Origin of the sequence: Enterococcus sp. 2STP (assembly GCF_032465635.1) — a bacterium.
GTDB lineage: Bacteria > Bacillota > Bacilli > Lactobacillales > Enterococcaceae > Enterococcus_B > Enterococcus_B lactis.
Genome location: NZ_JAWDJH010000021.1, coordinates 27,074 through 48,349, shown reverse-complemented (window position 1 = coordinate 48,349; position 21,276 = coordinate 27,074). Strand labels below are relative to the sequence as shown.

General features: G+C 40.5%; 27 protein-coding genes. 5 read left to right on the top strand and 22 right to left on the bottom strand.

The window, feature by feature from the left end; genetic code table 11:
* Window positions 1–3: 3 nt before the first annotated feature.
* The 16 genes from rplN to rpsL form a co-directional block, all read right to left on the bottom strand.
* Entirely contained in the window at window positions 4–372 is a 369-nt protein-coding gene (rplN, locus tag RWU19_RS09460) for a 50S ribosomal protein L14 (protein WP_002288669.1), read from the bottom strand.
* Between the two features lie 57 nt (window positions 373–429).
* On the bottom strand, window positions 430–696 hold the full coding sequence (gene rpsQ / locus RWU19_RS09455) for a 30S ribosomal protein S17 (protein WP_002288668.1): 267 nt from the start codon (window positions 694–696) through the stop codon (window positions 430–432).
* A gap of 24 nt (window positions 697–720) precedes the next feature.
* The gene (gene rpmC, locus RWU19_RS09450; protein WP_002288664.1) at window positions 721–909 is read right to left on the bottom strand and encodes a 50S ribosomal protein L29; all 189 of its coding nucleotides are present in this window, start codon (window positions 907–909) and stop codon (window positions 721–723) included.
* The gene (gene rplP, locus RWU19_RS09445; protein WP_002288661.1) at window positions 899–1,333 is read right to left on the bottom strand and encodes a 50S ribosomal protein L16; all 435 of its coding nucleotides are present in this window, start codon (window positions 1,331–1,333) and stop codon (window positions 899–901) included. Before rplP ends, rpmC begins: the two co-directional genes overlap by 11 nt.
* A gap of 2 nt (window positions 1,334–1,335) precedes the next feature.
* The gene (gene rpsC / locus RWU19_RS09440) at window positions 1,336–1,992 is read right to left on the bottom strand and encodes a 30S ribosomal protein S3 (RefSeq protein WP_002288659.1); all 657 of its coding nucleotides are present in this window, start codon (window positions 1,990–1,992) and stop codon (window positions 1,336–1,338) included.
* Window positions 1,993–2,005: 13 nt separating this feature from the next.
* On the bottom strand, window positions 2,006–2,353 hold the full coding sequence (gene rplV, locus RWU19_RS09435; RefSeq protein WP_002290452.1) for a 50S ribosomal protein L22: 348 nt from the start codon (window positions 2,351–2,353) through the stop codon (window positions 2,006–2,008).
* Window positions 2,354–2,375: 22 nt separating this feature from the next.
* Window positions 2,376–2,654, bottom strand: a complete 279-nt coding sequence (gene rpsS / locus RWU19_RS09430) for a 30S ribosomal protein S19 (RefSeq protein ID WP_002288655.1) — start codon at window positions 2,652–2,654, stop codon at window positions 2,376–2,378.
* Between the two features lie 42 nt (window positions 2,655–2,696).
* Complete coding sequence (rplB, locus tag RWU19_RS09425) at window positions 2,697–3,530, bottom strand: 50S ribosomal protein L2 (RefSeq protein ID WP_002290451.1); 834 nt, start codon at window positions 3,528–3,530, stop codon at window positions 2,697–2,699.
* 38 nt (window positions 3,531–3,568) lie between these two features.
* Window positions 3,569–3,859 (bottom strand): 50S ribosomal protein L23, encoded by a 291-nt coding sequence (gene rplW, locus RWU19_RS09420; RefSeq protein ID WP_002290449.1) that lies wholly within the window; start codon window positions 3,857–3,859, stop codon window positions 3,569–3,571.
* A complete protein-coding gene (gene rplD, locus RWU19_RS09415) occupies window positions 3,859–4,482 on the bottom strand; it encodes a 50S ribosomal protein L4 (protein WP_002290446.1) in 624 nt (207 codons plus the stop codon). Before rplD ends, rplW begins: the two co-directional genes overlap by 1 nt.
* A gap of 27 nt (window positions 4,483–4,509) precedes the next feature.
* Window positions 4,510–5,139 carry a 50S ribosomal protein L3 gene (gene rplC, locus RWU19_RS09410; protein ID WP_002290445.1) on the bottom strand — a complete coding sequence of 210 codons (630 nt, stop codon included), beginning with the start codon at window positions 5,137–5,139 and terminating at the stop codon, window positions 4,510–4,512.
* 30 nt (window positions 5,140–5,169) lie between these two features.
* Window positions 5,170–5,478, bottom strand: coding sequence for a 30S ribosomal protein S10 (gene rpsJ, locus RWU19_RS09405; RefSeq protein WP_002290443.1), 309 nt, complete (start codon window positions 5,476–5,478; stop codon window positions 5,170–5,172).
* 403 nt (window positions 5,479–5,881) lie between these two features.
* The gene (gene tuf / locus RWU19_RS09400; protein ID WP_002290442.1) at window positions 5,882–7,069 is read right to left on the bottom strand and encodes an elongation factor Tu; all 1,188 of its coding nucleotides are present in this window, start codon (window positions 7,067–7,069) and stop codon (window positions 5,882–5,884) included.
* A gap of 171 nt (window positions 7,070–7,240) precedes the next feature.
* Window positions 7,241–9,328: an elongation factor G gene (fusA, locus tag RWU19_RS09395; protein WP_002309841.1), complete on the bottom strand. Its 2,088-nt coding sequence runs from the start codon at window positions 9,326–9,328 to the stop codon at window positions 7,241–7,243.
* Between the two features lie 93 nt (window positions 9,329–9,421).
* A complete protein-coding gene (gene rpsG / locus RWU19_RS09390; protein ID WP_002290440.1) occupies window positions 9,422–9,892 on the bottom strand; it encodes a 30S ribosomal protein S7 in 471 nt (156 codons plus the stop codon).
* An 83-nt stretch (window positions 9,893–9,975) separates the two neighbouring features.
* Window positions 9,976–10,389, bottom strand: coding sequence for a 30S ribosomal protein S12 (gene rpsL, locus RWU19_RS09385; protein WP_002294318.1), 414 nt, complete (start codon window positions 10,387–10,389; stop codon window positions 9,976–9,978).
* Window positions 10,390–10,707: 318 nt separating this feature from the next.
* On the opposite strand from rpsL, the gene rpiA reads away from it, so the two are divergent.
* The 5 genes from rpiA (at window position 10,708) to RWU19_RS09360 (ending at window position 14,386) form a co-directional block, all read left to right on the top strand.
* On the top strand, window positions 10,708–11,391 hold the full coding sequence (rpiA, locus tag RWU19_RS09380; protein WP_002309842.1) for a ribose-5-phosphate isomerase RpiA: 684 nt from the start codon (window positions 10,708–10,710) through the stop codon (window positions 11,389–11,391).
* A 132-nt stretch (window positions 11,392–11,523) separates the two neighbouring features.
* Entirely contained in the window at window positions 11,524–12,105 is a 582-nt protein-coding gene (locus RWU19_RS09375) for a recombinase family protein (protein ID WP_002315503.1), read from the top strand.
* A 170-nt stretch (window positions 12,106–12,275) separates the two neighbouring features.
* Window positions 12,276–12,962 (top strand): 2,3-diphosphoglycerate-dependent phosphoglycerate mutase, encoded by a 687-nt coding sequence (gene gpmA, locus RWU19_RS09370; protein ID WP_002294321.1) that lies wholly within the window; start codon window positions 12,276–12,278, stop codon window positions 12,960–12,962.
* Between the two features lie 554 nt (window positions 12,963–13,516).
* The gene (locus RWU19_RS09365) at window positions 13,517–13,942 is read left to right on the top strand and encodes a carbohydrate binding domain-containing protein (protein ID WP_260241338.1); all 426 of its coding nucleotides are present in this window, start codon (window positions 13,517–13,519) and stop codon (window positions 13,940–13,942) included.
* A gap of 102 nt (window positions 13,943–14,044) precedes the next feature.
* On the top strand, window positions 14,045–14,386 hold the full coding sequence (locus tag RWU19_RS09360) for a hypothetical protein (protein WP_260241340.1): 342 nt from the start codon (window positions 14,045–14,047) through the stop codon (window positions 14,384–14,386).
* A gap of 383 nt (window positions 14,387–14,769) precedes the next feature.
* On the opposite strand, the gene deoD is transcribed toward RWU19_RS09360, so the two are convergent.
* The 6 genes from deoD to RWU19_RS09330 all read right to left on the bottom strand — a co-directional run bounded on the left by deoD (window position 14,770) and on the right by RWU19_RS09330 (window position 21,246).
* Complete coding sequence (gene deoD / locus RWU19_RS09355; RefSeq protein ID WP_123837511.1) at window positions 14,770–15,477, bottom strand: purine-nucleoside phosphorylase; 708 nt, start codon at window positions 15,475–15,477, stop codon at window positions 14,770–14,772.
* A 16-nt stretch (window positions 15,478–15,493) separates the two neighbouring features.
* Window positions 15,494–16,312, bottom strand: coding sequence for a purine-nucleoside phosphorylase (locus RWU19_RS09350; RefSeq protein WP_002319339.1), 819 nt, complete (start codon window positions 16,310–16,312; stop codon window positions 15,494–15,496).
* 24 nt (window positions 16,313–16,336) lie between these two features.
* On the bottom strand, window positions 16,337–17,503 hold the full coding sequence (deoB, locus tag RWU19_RS09345) for a phosphopentomutase (protein ID WP_002291118.1): 1,167 nt from the start codon (window positions 17,501–17,503) through the stop codon (window positions 16,337–16,339).
* A gap of 98 nt (window positions 17,504–17,601) precedes the next feature.
* Window positions 17,602–18,558 (bottom strand): ABC transporter permease, encoded by a 957-nt coding sequence (locus RWU19_RS09340; protein ID WP_002309847.1) that lies wholly within the window; start codon window positions 18,556–18,558, stop codon window positions 17,602–17,604.
* The gene (locus tag RWU19_RS09335) at window positions 18,558–19,691 is read right to left on the bottom strand and encodes an ABC transporter permease (RefSeq protein WP_002291115.1); all 1,134 of its coding nucleotides are present in this window, start codon (window positions 19,689–19,691) and stop codon (window positions 18,558–18,560) included. Before RWU19_RS09335 ends, RWU19_RS09340 begins: the two co-directional genes overlap by 1 nt.
* A complete protein-coding gene (locus RWU19_RS09330; protein ID WP_002291113.1) occupies window positions 19,684–21,246 on the bottom strand; it encodes an ABC transporter ATP-binding protein in 1,563 nt (520 codons plus the stop codon). Before RWU19_RS09330 ends, RWU19_RS09335 begins: the two co-directional genes overlap by 8 nt.
* Window positions 21,247–21,276: the final 30 nt, after the last annotated feature.

The following is a 21,276-nucleotide window of genomic DNA, read 5'->3' as shown; positions in this document are numbered from 1 at the left end:
AGATTATAAAACTTCTGGTGCTAGTGAAACGATCTTCATGAAGTTGTTTTCACGTAGTTCACGTGCAACTGGCCCAAAGATACGTGTTCCACGAGGGCTTTTATCATCACGAATAATCACTGCAGCATTTTCATCAAATTTAATATATGAACCGTCTGTACGACGAGCTCCTGATTTTGTTCGAACGATAACGGCTTTAACGACGTCACCTTTTTTGACAACCCCACCTGGCGTTGCTTGTTTAACCGTAGCAACGATCACATCACCGATGTTAGCAGTTTTACGACCAGATCCACCAAGGACTTTGATCGTCAAAATTTCACGTGCGCCTGAGTTATCAGCGACTTTTAAACGACTTTCTGCTTGGATCACGTTGTGTATCCTCCTTTCAGATTTTGCATTCAATCTATATAGGAAAATCTCGTGTTATTAGATAATAACTGCTTCTTCGACTACTTCCAACAAACGGAAACGTTTTGTAGCTGATAATGGACGAGTTTCCATAATTCTCACGATGTCGCCAACTTTTGCTGTGTTGTTTTCATCATGCACTTTGTATTTCTTAGAATAGTTCATGCGTTTGCCATAGATAGGGTGGTTTTTCTTTGTTTCGACAGCAACGGTAATTGTTTTATCCATTTTGTCTGAAACCACGCGACCTTGATAAACTTTGCGTTGATTTCTTCCTTCAGTCATACGCTTAATGGCCTCCTTCCATAATTACTTAGCTTGTTCACGCAACACAGTTTTGATGCGTGCAATCGATTTACGTACTTCTTTAATACGTGCAGTGTTTTCTAATTGACCTGTTGCTAATTGGAATCTAAGATTAAACAATTCTTCTTTTAATTGTTTTTCTTGATCAAGCATTTCGGCAGTGGTTAATTCTCTGATTTCTTTAACCTTCATTCGATTCACCACCCATTTCCTCACGTTTTACGATCTTAGTTTTCATTGGTAATTTGTGAGAAGCTAGACGTAACGCTTCACGAGCTACTTCTTCAGGAACGCCTGCGATTTCAAACATGATTTTACCACGTTTTACTGGTGCAACCCATCCTTCAGGTGCCCCTTTACCAGAACCCATACGTACCCCAATTGCTTTGGCAGTATAAGATTTGTGAGGGAAAATTTTAATCCATACTTTCCCACCACGTTTCATGTAACGAGTCATTGCGATACGAGCAGCTTCGATTTGGCGGTTTGTGATCCAATGTGAATCAACAGCTTGCAAACCGTATTCACCGAATGCTACTTCTTTTCCGCCTTTAGCTTCCCCGCGCATTTTTCCGCGGAATTCACGACGGTGTTTTACACGTTTAGGTACTAACATGATTATTTCCCTCCTTTCTCAGTGTTTTTTTTAGTTGGAAGAATTTCTCCACGATAGATCCACACTTTAACTCCTAGTTTTCCGTATGTTGTATCTGCTTCTTCCCATGCGTAATCAATGTCCGCACGTAAAGTATGAAGAGGAACAGTTCCCTCTGAGTATCCTTCTGAACGAGCGATATCTGCTCCGTTTAGACGACCAGATACTTGAGTTTTGATCCCTTGAGCGCCAGCACGCATTGAGCGTTGGATCGCTTGTTTTTGAGCGCGACGGAAAGCAACACGGTTTTCTAATTGACGTGCGATTCCTTCACCTACTAATTTTGCATCTAGATCTGGTTTTTTGATTTCCACGATGTTGATGTGGATTCTTTTACCAGTTAATTTGTTTAATTCTTTTCTTAGGCTTTCGACTTCAGAACCGCCTTTACCAATAACCATACCTGGTTTAGCTGTGTGAATTGAAATGTTTACGCGACCTGTTGCACGTTCGATTTCAACTGTTGATACAGCAGCATCAGCAAGTTTAGTTGAAATAAATTTACGGATTCTTAAATCTTCGTGTAAGAACTCAGCATACTCTTTTTCAGCATACCATTTAGCATCCCAGTCGCGGATGATGCCTACACGCATTCCAATTGGATGTACTTTTTGACCCACTGATTATCCCTCCTTATTTTTCTGATACGACTACCGTGATATGACTTGTACGTTTGTTGATTGGAGAAGCTGATCCTTTTGCACGAGGACGGAAACGTTTCATTGTAGGTCCTTCGTTAACAAAAGCTTCGGTTACTACCAAGTTTTCAACATCTAAGTCAAAGTTATTTTCTGCATTCGCAACTGCTGACATCAATACTTTTTCAATGATTCCAGCAGATTTGTTTGGTGTGAATTTCAAGATTGAAATTGCATCTGCGACACTTTTACCTCTGATAAGGTCAATTACTAAACGGGCTTTTCGAGGTGAAGTGCGAACTGTTTTTGCAGTTGCTTTAGCTGATGTGATTTGTTCTGCCATTTGGATTTATCCTCCCCTCAAATTAGCGTTTCGTTTTCTTATCGTCAGCAGCATGTCCACGATAAGTTCTTGTAGGTGCAAATTCACCTAATTTGTGTCCTACCATGTCTTCTTGGATGTAAACTGGTACATGTTTACGTCCATCATAAACTGCGATGGTATATCCAACAAAACTTGGGAAAACTGTTGAACGGCGTGACCAAGTTTTGATAACTTTTTTCTTTTCAACCCCTGCTTGAGCTTCAACTTTTTTCATTAAATGCTCATCGACAAAAGGTCCTTTCTTTAAACTACGACCCATGGTGAACCTCCTCTCAAAATGTGCGACACATGGTCAAAGTAATTATTTATTTTTGCGACGACGAACAATAAGTTTGTCTGATTTAGCTTTTTTGTTACGAGTTTTGTAACCAAGAGCTGGTTGACCCCAAGGAGAAACTGGTGCTTTACGTCCGATAGGAGCTTTACCTTCACCACCACCGTGTGGGTGATCATTAGGGTTCATTACGCTACCACGTACAGTTGGGCGTTTACGCATCCAACGAGAGCGTCCAGCTTTACCGATATTGATTAATTCGTGTTGTTCGTTACCTACAGAACCGATTGTTGCGCGGCATGCAGCTAAGATCATACGAACTTCACCAGAGTTCAAGCGGATCAATACGTATTTGCCTTCTTTACCAAGTACTTGAGCACTTGTACCAGCAGAACGGATCAATTGTCCACCTTTACCAGGTTTCATTTCAATGTTGTGGATAACAGTACCAACTGGAATGTTTTCTAATGGAAGAGCATTTCCGACTTTGATATCTGCTTCTGGACCTGAAACAAGTTTCATACCCACTTCTAGTCCTTTAGGTGCTAAGATGTAAGCTTTCACTCCATCTTCATAGTGTACTAACGCGATGTTAGCTGAACGGTTTGGATCATATTCGATCGTTTGAACAGTTGCAACAACGTTGTCTTTGTTACGTTTGAAGTCGATCACGCGATATTGGCGTTTGTGTCCGCCACCTTGATGACGTACAGTGATGCGGCCGTTGTTGTTACGTCCAGCATGGTTTTTCAATGGTTGTAACAATGATTTTTCAGGTGTTGATGTTGTGATTTCAGCAAAATCAGAACCTGTCATGTTACGACGACCATTTGAGGTAGGTTTGTACTTTTTAATCGCCACGTTTTTCCCTCCTAATTTAATGAGTTATCTATTAGTGCTTATTCAGCAGCTTCGAATAATTGGATTTCTTTTGAATCTTCAGTCAATGTAACGATCGCTTTGCGACGTTTTTTTGTATATCCTGCATATTTGCCCATACGTTTGAATTTCGCACGTACGTTCACGATGTTCACGTTTTTGACTTTAACGTCAAAAGCAGCTTCTACCGCTTGTTTTACTAAAGTTTTGTTTGCGCGAGTGTCCACTTCAAAAGTGTATTTCTTGTCATCCATGGCAAGCATTGATTTTTCAGTGATCACTGGGCGTTTGATTACGTCTAGTAAGTTCATTATGCAAGCACCTCCTCAATTTGAGTAAGAGCAGTTTGTGTTGCTAACACTTTTGTATTTGATACAACGTCTAGCACACTCACATTATCAGAAGTTACTACAGAAACGTTTGGTAAGTTACGTGCTGATAAAGCAGCAAAGTCGTTACCTTTTTCTAGAACAACCAATACTTTAGAGTCGATAGATAAGTTAGCAAGAACTTGTTTGAATTCTTTTGTTTTTGGTGCGTCGAAGTTCAAGCCTTCGATTGCTACCAAGTTGTTTTCAGCAACTTTTTCTGACAATACAGATTTCATTGCTAAACGACGAACTTTTTTAGGAAGTTTGTAGCTGTAAGAACGTGGTGTTGGTCCAAAGACTACGCCACCTCCACGCCATTGTGGTGAGCGGATAGATCCTTGACGTGCACGACCTGTTCCTTTTTGACGCCATGGTTTACGTCCACCGCCACGAACAGCGCTACGGTTTTTAACCGCGTGTGTTCCTTGTCTTAATGACGCACGTTGCATTACGATTGCATCGTAAACAACACTTTCATTAGGTTCAATTCCGAAGATTTCTTCGTTAAGTGTGATTTCACCGTTTTGGCTTCCATCTTGTTTGAATAATGCTACATTCGGCATTCCTTAGTTCCTCCTTTCTTCCTACAATTATTTAGCTTTCACAGCTGATTTGATAGTGATTAAAGATTTTTTCGCTCCAGGAACATTACCTTTGATCAAGATAACATTTCTTTCTGCATCTACACGTACAACTTCCAAGTTTTGGATAGTTACGCGGTTGCCACCCATACGGCCAGCAAGACGTTTGTTTTTGAATACACGGTTAGGTGCAACTGGACCCATTGACCCAGGACGACGATGGTAACGAGAACCGTGAGCCATTGGTCCGCGGCTTTGTCCGTGGCGTTTGATAACCCCTTGGAATCCTTTACCTTTCGTAGTACCTGTTACATCAATAATGTCTCCTGCTTGGAAAACATCTACTGTAATTTCTTTTCCTACTTCATATTCTCCTAGCTCAACATTTTTGAATTCACGAATGAAGCGCTTAGGAGCCGTGTTTGCTTTTGCAACATGACCTTTCGCAGGTTTGTTTGATAAAACTTCACGCATATCTTGGTAACCAACTTGAATAGCTTCGTAGCCATCCGTTTCCATTGTTTTCACTTGTAGTACTACGTTTGGCGTAGCTTCTACAACAGTAACTGGAATTAATTCACCAGATTCAGTGAAGATTTGTGTCATTCCCACTTTTTTCCCTAAGATTCCTTTGGTCATGAGTACACCTCCATTATTTTTGTTTTAGTTTTATAATTTGATTTCGATGTTTACACCAGATGGTAAGTCTAGCTTCATCAAAGCATCAACAGTTTTTGGTGTTGGGTTCACAATGTCGATAAGACGTTTGTGTGTACGCATTTCGAATTGTTCGCGTGAATCTTTGTATTTATGAGTCGCACGAATGATTGTGTAAAGACTGCGTTCAGTTGGTAATGGAATTGGACCAGACACGCTAGCTCCAGTTCTTTTTGCAGTTTCCACGATTTTATCCGCTGATTGATCTAAAATACGGTGTTCATACGCTTTTAAACGGATACGAATTTTTTGTTTTGCCATCTTGTTCCCTCCTTCGCCTATTTTGAAAAGTAGACATAGCTCCACGAAAATTTCCGTCACGCTCGTTCGTGGCAAAGCGTCCGGGCGTGTCGCAACCTCTCGTTTCTTAGCCGACGAAATCATTCTGATTACGTCTGTGCAATTCACTAAAGTAAACGCACCTTTGTCATTATAATATATATAAACTCACAACGCAAGGCTTTTTCTTGTAAAAAACATTTTGTTTTCATAAAGTTTCATTTAGAAAACACTGATTCTTTTATTTCGCGTTCCTTCTATTATAATGCCCTGTCTTTTCTTTCCTGATCCTGCAATAAATAAAAAAGCTCGGAACAAAGATCCTGAGATCTTCATTCCGAGCGATTACGTCCGAATAAATGTTGCTTAGTTTTGCTTAATTCAATTAAGCTTTGATTTCTGTAACGACACCGGCACCAACTGTACGTCCGCCTTCACGGATTGAGAATTTAGTACCGTTTTCGATAGCGATTGGGTGGATTAATTCAACTTCCATTGTTACGTTGTCGCCAGGCATAACCATTTCAGTTCCTTCTGGTAATTCAACAACACCTGTTACGTCAGTTGTACGGAAGTAGAATTGTGGACGGTAGTTAGTGAAGAATGGAGTATGACGTCCACCTTCTTCTTTTGTCAACACATATACTTCTGCAGAGAATTTTGTATGAGGTGTGATTGTACCTGGTTTAGCTAAAACTTGTCCACGTTGGATGTCTTCACGTGCAACACCACGTAGTAAAGCACCAATGTTGTCTCCAGCTTCAGCGTAGTCTAACAATTTACGGAACATTTCAACACCAGTAACTGTTGTTTTTGAAGTTTCTTCAGCAATACCAACAACTTCAACTTCGTCACCAACGCGAACTTGTCCACGTTCAACACGACCTGTAGCAACAGTACCACGTCCAGTGATTGAGAACACGTCTTCAACTGGCATCATGAATGGTTTGTCGTTGTCACGTTCTGGAGTTGGGATGTATTCGTCAACTGCAGCCATCAATTCAAGAATTTTTTCTTCGTATGAAGCGTCGCCTTCTAAAGCTTTCAAAGCTGATCCAGCAACTACAGGAACATCGTCACCAGGGAATTCGTATTCTGTTAATAGGTCACGAACTTCCATTTCAACTAATTCTAGTAATTCTTCGTCATCAACCATGTCTACTTTGTTCAAGAATACAACGATGTAAGGAACACCAACTTGACGAGACAATAGGATGTGTTCACGAGTTTGAGGCATTGGGCCATCAGCAGCAGAAACTACCAAGATAGCTCCGTCCATTTGAGCAGCACCAGTGATCATGTTTTTAACGTAGTCCGCGTGTCCTGGGCAGTCAACGTGAGCGTAGTGGCGTGTATCTGTTTCATACTCAACGTGAGCTGTTGAGATTGTGATTCCGCGTTCGCGTTCTTCTGGAGCACCATCGATTTGATCGTAAGCCATAGCTTGGCCGCCGTTTTTCTTAGATAGTACAGTTGTGATTGCAGCTGTTAATGTAGTTTTACCATGGTCAACGTGTCCGATAGTACCAATGTTAACGTGTGGTTTAGAACGGTCAAATTTTTCTTTTGCCATTTTAAAATGTCCTCCTAAAAATACAATATATTTTTTATTTGTCTGATAGGTATATGATGTACACAAGGTACACCACATGCCCATATCATCGATAATTATTTTACACGAAACTATATTAAAAATATAGTCTCTTTGGATAATCTCTTTGCAGGACTATCCGGTTTTAAGAAATTATTCAGCTTTTCCGCCGTTTTTCTTAATGATTTCTTCTTGTACTGATTTTGGTACATCTTCGTAGTGGTCAAATGTCATTGTAAATGTACCACGACCTTGAGTAGCAGAACGAAGAGTTGTAGCATAACCAAACATTTCAGCAAGTGGAACCATCGCACGAACAACTTGTTGGCCGCCAGCGCGAGCTTCCATACCTTCAACACGTCCACGACGAGCAGTTACGTGGCCCATAACATCACCTAAGTAATCTTCAGGGATAACAACTTCTACAGCCATGATTGGTTCAAGGATTACTGGATTAGCTTTCTTAGCTGCTGCACGTAATGCCATAGAAGCAGCAACACGGAAGGCAGTTTCATTTGAATCGACATCATGGTATGAACCATCGTAAAGTTTAGCTTTGATATCTACTAATGGATAGCCAGCTAAGACACCATTTTCCATAGCATCTTTCAAACCAGTTTCAACAGCTGGAATGTATTCACGAGGAACAACCCCACCGACGATCGCATTTTCAAATTCGAAACCAGCACCTTCTTCGTTTGGTGTAAATTCGATCCATACGTGACCGTATTGACCTTTACCACCAGACTGACGTACAAACTTACCTTCGGCTTGAGTGCCAGCACGGAAAGTTTCACGGTAAGATACTTGAGGCGCACCTACGTTAGCTTCAACTTTGAATTCACGACGCATACGGTCAACGATGATATCTAAGTGAAGTTCACCCATACCAGCGATGATTGTTTCGCCTGTTTCCACGTTTGTTTCAGCACGGAAAGTAGGATCTTCTTCAGATAGTTTTTGTAAAGCCACACCCATTTTATCTTGGTCAGCTTTTGATTTAGGTTCAATAGCGACTTGGATAACTGGTTCTGGGAATTCCATTGATTCAAGAATAACTAGATTCTTTTCATCACATAGTGTGTCCCCAGTAGTTGTGTCTTTCAAACCAACAGCAGCAGCGATATCTCCAGCGTAAACTTCAGAGATTTCTGAACGAGAGTTGGCATGCATCTGTAAGATACGACCAACACGTTCGCGTTTGCCTTTTGTTGCGTTTTGTACGTATGAACCTGATTTTAAAACACCAGAGTACACACGGAAGAAAGTTAAACGACCTACGAATGGGTCAGTCATAACTTTAAATGCTAAAGCTGAGAAAGGAGCGCTGTCGTCTGCAGGACGTTCTACTTCTTCATCAGTTTTAGGGTCAATCCCTTTGATAGCTGGGATATCTAACGGTGATGGCAAGTAATCAAGAACAGCGTCCAATAGTAATTGAACCCCTTTGTTCTTAAATGCTGAACCACATAGTACTGGGTAGAATTCTACGTTAACTGTTGCGCGGCGGATACCTTCTTTTAACTCAGCTTCAGTGATTTCTTCACCTTCTAAGTATTTCAAAGTAAGTTCTTCATCAGTTTCAGCTACAGCTTCAACCAATTTTTCGCGCCATTCTTCAGCTAATTCGCGGTATTCTTCAGGAATTTCTGTTTCTTCGATCTCTGTTCCAAGATCGTTTGTATACATTTCAGCCTTCATTGTTACAAGGTCGATAATTCCTGTGAAGTCGTCTTCCGCACCAATTGGTAATTGGATTGGGTGAGCGTTTGCTTGCAAACGGTCATGTAAAGTTGATACTGAATATAAGAAGTCAGCACCGATCTTGTCCATTTTGTTTGCAAATACGATACGAGGTACACCGTAAGTTGTTGCTTGACGCCAAACTGTTTCAGTTTGAGGTTCAACACCTGATTGTGCATCAAGAACAGTTACAGCACCATCAAGTACACGCAATGAACGTTCAACTTCAACTGTGAAGTCTACGTGTCCTGGTGTGTCGATGATGTTGATTCGATGACCCTTCCATTGTGCTGTAGTAGCAGCAGAAGTGATCGTAATACCACGTTCTTGTTCTTGTTCCATCCAGTCCATTTGTGAAGCTCCTTCATGAGTTTCACCAATTTTATGGATTTTACCAGTATAGTACAAGATACGTTCAGTAGCAGTCGTTTTACCAGCATCGATGTGGGCCATGATACCGATATTACGAGTGTTTTGTAAAGAAAATTCTCTGGTCATTCTCCTTGTTTCTCCTCTCTTTACTATCTAGTTGCTAAAAATAAGGACACTATCTGAGGTCGACTTATAAAAGCCGACCAAACAGAGAGAATCTTACCAGCGATAGTGAGCAAACGCACGGTTGGCATCAGCCATTTTATGAGTGTCTTCACGTTTTTTAACAGAAGCACCTGTGTTGTTTGCAGCATCCATGATTTCTTTTGCTAAGCGTTCTTCCATTGTGTGTTCACCGCGCAAGCGAGCGTAGTTTACTACCCAACGAAGACCTAGAGTAACGCGGCGTTCAGGGCGAACTTCAACTGGTACTTGGTAGTTTGAACCCCCAACACGACGTGCTTTAACTTCAAGAACAGGTTGAACGTTTTTCATTGCTTGTTCAAACACTTCTAATGGATCGTTACCTGTAGATTCTTTGATCAAATCAAAGGCATTATAGATAATGTTAGCTGCAATCCCGCGTTTTCCGTCAACCATTACACGGTTGATCAAGCGAGTTACTAATTTTGAGTTATAAATAGGATCTGGTAAAACATCACGTTTTGCAACAGGACCTTTACGTGGCATCCGTAACTCCTCCTTCCGAAATATTGTTCATAGTAATTACTTCTATATAATAGAAGCAAGTTTCATTTGTTTAATAATTAAAATTAAGCTTTAGGTTTTTTAGTTCCGTATTTAGAACGGCTTTGTTTACGGTCGTTAACACCAGCAGTATCTAAAGCACCGCGAACGATATGGTAACGTACCCCTGGTAAGTCTTTTACACGACCACCGCGTAATAATACAACACTGTGTTCTTGTAAGTTATGACCAATCCCTGGGATATAAGCAGTAACTTCAATTAAGTTTGACAAACGAACACGTGCATATTTACGTAAAGCTGAGTTCGGTTTTTTAGGTGTCATTGTACCCACACGAGTTGCTACCCCACGTTTTTGAGGTGAGTTTACGTTAGTTTGAGTTTTCTTAAAGCTGTTATATCCTTTGTTCAAAGCAGGTGAATTAGATTTTTCCACCTTTGATTTACGAGGTTTACGTACTAATTGGTTAATTGTAGGCATTCCTTGTTTCCTCCTTCCCACGATTTGCGTCTAGTTCCACACATCCAGGTGGTTCTTTTTTTGCGATAAAAAATAAATGCAATGTCTGCATCCTTATCAAATATGCTTTGATAAACAGTCAGCACGTTTCTTCACAGAAACCTGTAGATAAAGCACCTTTGTTAGAATATCACGAATGAAAAAACATGTCAACAAGAGATGCAATTTTTTTTGAAAAAGCTTTATTGCAATAAAAAAGAATGGTATCTTTTTGCCGTAAATCACGCTAAAATAGTGAGGAAAGCACGAAGCTCAAACTAAAAAAAGGTGGATGCAAAGATGAATTTAAAACAATTAGCTGGCATTGAAGCCGCGAAATTCGTAAAGGACGGGATGATCGTTGGTCTCGGGACCGGTTCAACCGCCTATTATATGGTAGAAGAGATTGGTCGCCGTATGCGTGAAGAAGGATTACGTATCACAGGAGTCACTACTTCAAATGCGACAAAAGAACAAGCGGAAAAATTAGGAATACCGCTAAAGAGTATCGATGAAGTCCCAGTAGTCGATCTGACGATAGATGGTGCTGATGAAATCAGTGCTGATTTTCAAGGGATAAAAGGCGGCGGTGCTGCTTTGCTTTTCGAGAAAATAGTCGCTACGTACTCAAAAGAAACGATTTGGATCGTTGATTCTTCTAAATTAGTCCATAAACTTGGGAAGTTCCCACTCCCAGTTGAAGTCATCCCTTATGGCTCCCAACAGCTACTTCATATTTTTGACGAAAAAGGATTCCAACCTGTTTTGCGTACAGACGAAAACGGCGAAGTCCTAACTACAGATGGTGGTCATTATATCATTGATCTGCATCTAGAAGTTATTGAACAACCAGAAAGCTTAGCTACCTATTTAGATGAACTTGTTGGGGTAGTCGAACATGGACTTTTCCTAAATATGGTTTCAAAAGTTGTTGTTGGCTCAGAAAAAGGTGTTGAGATTCTTGATGCCATCCGCCATAAATAAAGAAAAATTGCTTGATCATCCAATAAAAAAAGACAGCGGAAAATTTGCGAAAAAACTATCTTTTTGACGTACTTTATGCTACATTTTTACTGTTATATCCAGTTAGAAAATCACTGCTAGAAAGGAATCACCATGAAAATTATTGGTTATGCACGCACAACCATAAATGATGTTGATTTAACAACTCAGGTTGAACAATTATCTGACTTTGGTTGTCAAGAAATTTTCCATGAGACATATGAAGTGGAACAAAACGATGCTACTGCTGTTCATTTGGAGTCAGTGATTGCTGACATGCAGCAAGGCGATGCACTAGTCGTCTGCCAACTTCATCGATTGGGCAAATCTACACGGCAATTAACAGAACTTACGCAATTATTCAAAGACCGCGGGCTGCACTTGGTTAGCATTGATGAAGGAATCGATACGCGCGAAATGGGGAAAATCTATTTCCAATTGATGGAAAACCTGGCAAACATGGAGTGCGCATTGATCAAAGAACGTACATTAGTTGGATTAGATGAAGCTCGTAAAAAAGGAAAAATCGGCGGAAGACCAAAAATCGATGCAAAAACGATCAAAAAAATCCGACGTCTCTATTATGAAAAAAAAGAAACAATCCAATTTATTTCTTCAAAATGCGGTGTTTCAGTTGGAACATGTTATAAATATATCAATTTGCCTGAAAAAGAAATCGAGCAATTATGCATCTAATGCCTAAAAACGAACAGTGCTTTCGCAGCTGTTCGTTTTTTTATCTTCTCTACTCGTTTTCTCATAGAATCTTATCCAATTTTTCGATGGAAATCTCTTCCAAAAAATTGTACAATAAAACAGAACTGAAATTTTCAGAAATATAAACCTATCTTAAAGGAGAGCTAAACATGCCAAAATTAGTTTTTTCTCGTCACGGTCTTAGTGAATGGAATGCATTGAACCAATTTACTGGTTGGGCTGATGTAAACCTAGCACCAGAAGGAATCGAAGAAGCAAAAGAAGGCGGACGCAAAATCAAAGAAGCTGGAATCGAATTTGATGTTGCCTATACTTCTGTTTTAACTCGTGCAATCAAAACATGTAACTTGATCTTAGAATATTCAGATCAACTTTGGGTACCACAAATCAAATCATGGCGCTTGAACGAACGTCACTATGGTAAATTACAAGGTTTGAACAAAAAAGAAACAGCTGAAAAATACGGCGACGAACAAGTACACATCTGGCGTCGTTCTTACGATACTCTTCCTCCATTAATGGAAGAAACTGACGAAGGTTCTGCAGCAAACGACCGTCGTTACGCAATGTTAGACAAACGCGATATTCCTGGTGGCGAAAACTTGAAAGTGACATTAGAACGTGCTTTGCCATTCTGGCAAGATGAAATTGCTCCAGCATTACTAGACAACAAAACTGTTTTAGTAGCTGCACACGGTAACTCATTACGCGCTCTAGCTAAACATATCGAAGGTATCTCTGACGAAGACATCATGGATCTTGAAATCCCAACAGGTCAACCACTTGTTTATGAATTAAATGATGACTTAACAGTGGCTAAAAAATACTACCTATAATAGATACTCTATTGTAAATAAGACAGCCCTCTCACCTCCTATTATTGTAAGAGATGAAGGGGCTGTTTTTTTAGATATTGGAAGACGGTTGTCTTGGCTATCTAATGCGAATGACATCAATTTACATAATAACTATATGATTATAATAGTAAGTACTGTTTGAATAAACAAAAAATGAAGAGAGAAGGCGTAGCATTGAGAGAAAAAAGAATGTCTGACAATCATTCAGATGTGGAGCGAACATTTTTTGTAGAAACTTATTTAAATTTCATTCTTTTATCCTGTTTCTAAGAGGAAGTTTTCATTTGTATGAGCTATCACCACAACTCTCCATCTTTTCTTATGTTGCTAATAAATGAAGTTTAGATAAAAGTCAACCTCATAAAACTATTTGTTTTATCATTTTTTTCTAATGATGAATGTTATATAGAAAAAAGTGTTTACACGACCGCTATTTTCTCGGTTATGATTAATTTGTGAGATACAGACAGACTACACGGCTGCATCTTACAAACAAAATCAAAAAATAAAAATATAGAGTGAGGAGAGACAAGATGATCAAAAGTAATTTAAAAACAGTGATGGCAGCAGGTATGGTATTTTTAAGTTTAGGAGGATCCGTTTCGACATTCGCAACAAATCTATCAACAACTGACTTCGTTAGTACAAGTAAACAGGCCATTGAGCAACAATTGTATATCCATAATGGTGACTTTAACGACGGGTTTGATCATTGGATCACTAGTGGCCAAGAGCCAAATAATCCCATACTTCAAACCGTTAATGGAAATAACTTTGCTTTAGCAAGAAATGGTGAAAATGTTCATCAATACGTGACATTAAAACCAAGTACCACGTATACATTTAGTTATGATGTTGCAGCAAGCGAATCAGCACCCGGACGTGTTGAATTAGGGATCATGAATCATGATGTCGGTTTTGATGTATTAGAGAGCAGTGAACATAATAATGAGAACTGAGAACGTGGCAAACTTACTTTTACGACTCCAGACGATGAAAATACATACCTTATACGATTTGCTTCTACATGGAATGGTTGGGCGAAATATGACAATATCCAAGTGGAAACAGGCGTAACAGAAACAAACATGTTGTCTGTAGGGCGAGAAGGCTCTCGAGCATTTGCTTATTTAACATTGACACCTGAACGTTTTTACAGTCAAGAAAGATGGGGCGTTTACATTGATGGAAAATATCATTTTGAAACATTTGACGGCACAGCATTCTATGGCATTCCAAGAATAGTTGATGGTAATATTCAAATACGTCAAAGTCAAATATTTCCTGGAAAAGCAGGACAGCGAGTAGAAGTATATCGCCTACCAGGACGTCCTGGATCAAGCACCTCACTTGAGCACGCTGTATTATTCGAAACACTTATTATTGATGCAGACTTGATTTAAGTTGAATTTTTCATTCTTCAAGCATCATCACATGAGCAATTGAATGATTAAGGTATTCATCTAGACGAAGCTACCAACAGGAGATGACTCATTTGTCACATCCTGTTGGTGGCCTAGTTCGGAACAGAAAGAGCGTAACTCGCTTCTTTCTGTTCTTTTTTATTTGATTAAGATTGTGCCATTCGTCTGCAATTTAAAAGGAATGTCGATTCACATTTTAGACATTCAAATGGTTGACTTTAGAAGGACTCTCGAAGTAACTGAAGCAACGGTTGTCATTGATTTCAGGTTATGTGAGACAGTTTCTGCAAAAAAATGTGACTGCCAAATTTCTATTAATAGAAGTTTAGGCAGTCACACTTTCTTGCTATTTAACTATTACTTTACCCTTGAATCGCCGTTTCCAATCCTACTTCGATCATTTCATTGAACGTCGATTGACGTTCTGCAGCTGTTGTTTCTTCCCCAGTAATCAAATGGTCGCTAACGGTCATCAAACTTAATGTCTGCACATGGTATTTCGCGCCTAAGTAATAAAGAGCCGCTGCTTCCATTTCCACTCCTAATACGCCAAGCTCAGCTAATTGGAATGTCTCTGTCAAATCATCTTTGTAGAAAGAATCTTCCGAAAGGACATTTCCTACATGAACCGTATAGCCCTTTTCTTTAGCTATCTCATATGCTTTCAGTAATAGATTGAAATCACTGATTGGCGGAAAATGAAAGGCTTGGAAATTTTTTTCGATCATCGAAGAGCTGGTTGCTGCGCCTTGCGCTAGTACCAAATCACGAACATGGACATCTTTTGACAATGCCCCGCATGTACCTACTCGGATCAATTTCTTTATGCCATATGACTGGATCAATTCATGGGCATAGATGGTGGCTGATGGCATCCCCATCCCTGTTCCTTGAACAGAAATACGTTCGCCTTTATATTTGCCGGTAAAGCCTAGCATACCACGGACCTGATTGTAGCAAACTGGCTCTTCCAAAAAAGTCTCCGCAATATATTTAGCTCGTAAAGGGTCTCCCGGAAGTAAAATCTTATCGGCGATCTCGCCTTCTTTCGCTTCGATATGCACACTCATTTTGTTGCTCCTCCTATTACAATAATGTCAATGTTTCTTTAACCAATGCTTTAAAAGATTGTTTGACTCTCTGAGTTGTTTCTACAACTTCTTCATGGCTCAGATTCGCCTGCATGCCTGCTGCTAAGTTGGTAATACAAGAGATTCCTAACACTTTTAATCCGCTGTGAGCTGCTACGATGACTTCTGGAACAGTCGACATCCCTACTGCATCGGCTCCTATTGTCCGAGACATCCGAATCTCAGCAGGCGTTTCATAAGTTGGGCCAGAATAGCCCATATATACGCCTTCTTTAAGATCCAAACCTAGTTTTTCTGCAGCTGCTTTTGCTGTTGCTTGATAGTCAGGCGTATAAGCTTGACTCATATCTGGGAATCTAGGACCCATTTCATCTTCATTCGGGCCGATCAAAGGATTTTCACCAGTAAAATTGATGTGATCGGTAATCAGCATCAAATCTCCTGGTACGAAGGATTCATTGACACCGCCACATGCGTTGGTCACAATGACTGAATGGGCACCTAGTCCGGCCATCACACGTACTGGATAGGTCACTGTTTGCATGGAATGACCTTCATAGTAGTGGAATCTTCCTTGCATGGCTAACACTTTTTTGCCTGCTAGAGATCCGTAAACCAGCCGTCCTGCATGTCCAACTACTGTCGAAACAGGAAAGAACGGGATCTCATCATAAGAAATCATTACAGCATCTTCGATTTCATCTGCTAATTCACCTAATCCTGAACCTAGGATCAAACCAAAATCAATTTCTTTTACTCCTTTATCAAGGATAAACTGGGTCGTTTCTTGTAACATCTCGCTTAACTTGGTCATTTGCTTTCTCCTATTTTAAAAAGATTATTTTAATAATTTTAAGAAGCTTTCGCCATTTTCAGTCGAAGAAACACTAAAGTTCTCAGCAATCGTTGCGGAGATATCAGAATAATACCCTTGAGGCAACGCCCCTTGTTCTTTCATTTTTTTACTGTAGACCAATAACGGTACATATTCTCGCGTATGATCGGTACCAGTAAATGTCGGATCGTTTCCGTGATCGGCTGTAATCATTAGCAAGTCGTCTTCTTCCATGGCTTCAAGCAGTTCTGGGATCCGCAAGTCAAATTCTTCAATCGCATGCGCATAACCGACTACATCCCGGCGATGACCGTATAATGCATCAAAATCTACTAAATTGGTAAAGCTGATACCTGTAAACTCTTTTTTCATAACGTTCAGCAACTGGTCGACGCCATCCATATTACTTTTCGTGCGGACAGATTCAGTGATTCCTTGTCCATTGAAAATATCGTTGATCTTTCCTACAGCAATCACGTCTTTTCCTGCTTCTTTCAAAGAATCGAGGACGGTGTGTCCGAATGGATCCAACGCATAATCATGACGATTGCTTGTTCGTGTGAAGTCTCCTGGTTCTCCCACATATGGACGTGCAATGATTCGACCAATCATGTACGGGTCATCTTTTGTTATATCACGAACGAATTGGCAAACCCGGTATAGTTCTTCTAAAGGAATGATTTCTTCATGTGCCGCGATCTGAAGGACAGGATCAGCAGAAGTATATACGATTAAATCACCTGTTTTCATTTGGTGTTCACCGTAATCGTCAATCACAGCCGTTCCGCTATATGGTTTGTTGCATACGACTTTACGGCCAGAAAACTCTTCGATTTGTTTGATCAGATCATCAGGGAATCCGTTCGGAAACACACGAAACGGCGTCTTGATATTCAATCCCATGATTTCCCAATGGCCTGTCATCGTATCTTTCCCTACAGAAACTTCTTCTAATTTCGTCGCATAGCCTTGATGATCTTTCACTGATTCCACACCTTCAAGAGGACGAATCGTTCCCAAACCAAGCTGCTCTAAATGCGGAATGTTCAATCCTGCTTCTTTTGCAATGTGTCCTAATGTATCAGAACCAACGTCACCGAACTTCTCGGCATCTGGTGCTTCTCCAATTCCTACTGAATCCATGACGATCAGATGTACGCGTTTAAACATGATTATTCCTTCTTTCTTTTTATTTTTATTACCTTTAAAACAAAAAGGGCGAGACGAAAAACACTTCCCGTAACCCACCCTTTTTATTCGCTAAAAGATTATTTTGATTTGATATAGTTCTTCCCGTTTGCTTTTGGTCCAGAAGCTTTCCCTAAGAAAACAACCAACACAATGATTGTCAGCAAATATGGAGCAATTTGCAGCAATACTGGTGGAATCGAAGAAATAACTGGTAATTGTGCACCGATGATACTCAAGCTTTGTGCAAAACCAAAGAACAGTGAGGCACCCATTGCGCCTAAAGGATTCCATTTACCAAAGATCATAGCAGCCATGGAAATGAACCCTTGTCCGACGATCGTCCCAGCTGAAAAGTTACCGGAAATCGACTGAGCAAAAACAGCACCTCCCATACCGCCTAACAAGCCTGAAATCAGCACGCCTGAATAACGCATAGCATATACATTGATACCTAATGTATCGGCAGCTTGAGGGTTTTCACCAACTGAACGGAGGCGTAAGCCGAATTTCGTCTTGAAGATGATCACCCAAGCAATGACAGCAATCAAAATTGCACAATAAGCAGGCAAGAATGTATTTTTGAAGAAAATTGGTCCAATGACCGGAATATCTGCCAAACCTGGGAAAGAGAAATATCCCAGATTCTGCGTGATGTTATCTGTTTGACCTTTCCCATACCATGCTTTGATCAAGAAAACACCTAAAGCTGGTGCCATCAGATTGATCACTGTACCGCTGATGATATGGTCAGCACGCAAGCTGACTGTTGCTACTGCGTGGATCAAAGAAAATAGGATACCTACGACGCCACCCACTAAAATAGCGATCCATGGCGTCATGGAACCAAGTGAGGGGCTCATCGTCAAGTTGAAAACGATGGAACTAAAAGCACCCATTACCATGATTCCCTCTAACCCTACGTTTACGATCCCGCTGCGTTCAGAAAACGTTCCGCCTAGTGATGTTAGAATTAACGGTGTTGAATAAACCAGTGTTGAAGTAAGAATCAAGGCAATTAATTCGATAGTCGACATTATAGTTCGCCTCCTTCATGGTTTTGATTCGTTGGCTTCGCTTCGATTGTCGCAACGATTTCTTCTTGTTTTTTTCCTTGGAAGAACTTAGCCATGACGAAACGAATCAAGAAATTGATCCCAACAAAGAAGATAATCAGAGCAATCGATACATTGACGATCTCAAACGGAACACCAGCTCCTGTCTGCATGCCAAGTCCGCCGATCTTCAAAATACTGAACAAAATCGCTGATAAAAGAATACCGATTGCTGATCCAGATCCAAGTAAGGAGACAGCCATTCCGTCAAATCCAATAGATAGCGAGGTCGTTTGAACGAAGAAGTTTTGATACGTTCCTAATCCTTCAACCACACCGCCAAGCCCTGCCAAAGCGCCAGAAATGACCATCGACAAAACGATCGTACGTTTACTACTCATCCCTGCATACTCAGAAGCAAAAGGATTCAAACCAACGGAACGGATCTCAAATCCTAAAGTCGTTTTCTTCATCAATAGCCAAACGAAAATAAGCGCGATGATGGCTAAAAACAAACCTGAGTTTACGCGAGAGCCGCCAAAAGCTTGTGTTAACCAAGGTAACCGCAACGATGCATTTTGACTGATCATATTGGAAGAGTCCAAACTTGATCGGTAGCTTTCAGGCATCACTTCATGTAAAGCAAATGTGCTTACGTATAATAAGATATAGTTCATCATGATCGTTACGATCACTTCACTTGTTCCAAAAAATGCTCGTAGCAACCCAGGAACAGCCGCTGCCATCGCACCTGCTAAGGCACCTAAGATCACGCACAATGGAAGCAAAACAACTTTTGGAAGATCTGGAAAAGCAAGTGCCACCCAGACACTGACGATCCATCCGCAAAGCGCTTGTCCAGAAAGCCCGATATTGAAGAACCCAGCTGAGTTAGCTACAGAAAACCCTAATGCTGTAAAAATCAACGGCGTTGCTTGCCTTAATGTTTCACCGATTCCTCTTTGCGAACCAAGAGCTGCATCTAACATAGAAGAATAACCTTGGATGGGCTGAAAACCGAAAGCAGCCATCAATATCGCGCCTAAGATCAATCCTAAAACAACTGAAAGTACAGGCACTAATAAATTACGGAATTTCTCGCTGCGATCATTCATGTGCGCCAGCCCCCTTTTCTAACTCTTTTCGTGCTTCTTCTAAGGTATAGCCCGCCATCAATAGACCTAATTCATTTTCAGATGTTTCTTTCGGATCAACGATCCCGACGATTTCTCCTTCATGGATAACAGCAATACGATCCGAAACATTTAAAATTTCTTCTAGTTCGAAACTAATCAATAACACTGCTTTGTATTTGTCCCTTTGTTCGATCAGACGTTTATGAATAAATTCGATTGCACCTACATCCAGCCCACGAGTTGGATTTGCAACGATCAACAGATCAGGATCTCGGTCGACTTCCCGAGCGATGATTGCTTTTTGCTGATTTCCGCCTGATAAAGCTTTTGCAGGAACAAGTTCATTCGTTGTTCGAACATCATATTCTTCGATCAATTCTCTGGCATGTTCATTTATCACTGAATAATTCAGCATACCGTTTTTACTGTAAGGTTTTTGATGATACGTTTGCAGTGCAATGTTTTCAGACAATGTCATATCTAGGACCAACCCGTATTTATGACGGTCTTCTGGCACATGTCCTACACCATGTTCAGTGATCTTTCGAGGTTTTTTATTGGTGATGTCTTCCCCTTTTAGCTTGATATGTCCGCTTTCTGCCTTTCGCAAACCAGTCAAAGCTTGGATCAACTCCGACTGCCCGTTTCCATCGATTCCGGCGATACCAAGTACTTCGCCAGCACGAACCTCTAAGTTCAGGTTTTTCACGGCTTCTAATCCACGATTTTCTTTCACCACTAGATTTTCAATAGACAAAACGACTTCTTGAGGCTTCGCTTCTTTTTTCATCGTTTTGAATGAAACCGTTCTTCCGACCATCATATCAGCTAATTGCTGTGAGGTAACGTCTTTAACGTTGACTGTACCGATTCCTTTTCCACGGCGGATAACTGTACAACGGTCAGCTACTGCTTTGATTTCATCTAACTTATGCGTAATCAAAATGATTGACTTGCCTTCTTTGACTAATTCCTTCATGATCACGATTAATTCATCAATTTCCTGAGGGGTCAATACAGCTGTCGGCTCATCAAAAATCAGTACATCTGCTCCTCGGTAAAGTGTTTTTAAAATTTCTACCCGTTGTTCCATCCCAACTGAAATATCACGAACATAAGCATCCGGGTTGACTGATAATCCATATTGTTCAGAAACTTTTTGGATCTCTTTTCGCGCTTTTTTATGGTCAAGCATCCCTGCACGACTAGGTTCGCTTCCCAACACGATGTTTTCTGTTACAGTAAAGGCATCAACAAGCATAAAGTGCTGATGGACCATCCCAATCCCTAATTGATTGGCTTTTGTCGGGCTTGTGATCTGTACTTCTTTCCCACGCATCAAAATTTTCCCTGATGTCGGCTCTAATAATCCGGAAAGCACGTTCATCAATGTAGATTTGCCAGCACCGTTTTCTCCAAGCAACGCATGAATCTCTCCTGCCTTTACTTGTAAATTGATGTTGTCATTTGCCTTGAATGTTCCAAATTCTTTGGTAATATTCTGCATTTCTATGACAATATTTTCTTGAACCACCTTTTTTTCACATCCTAACGATTTCTATCT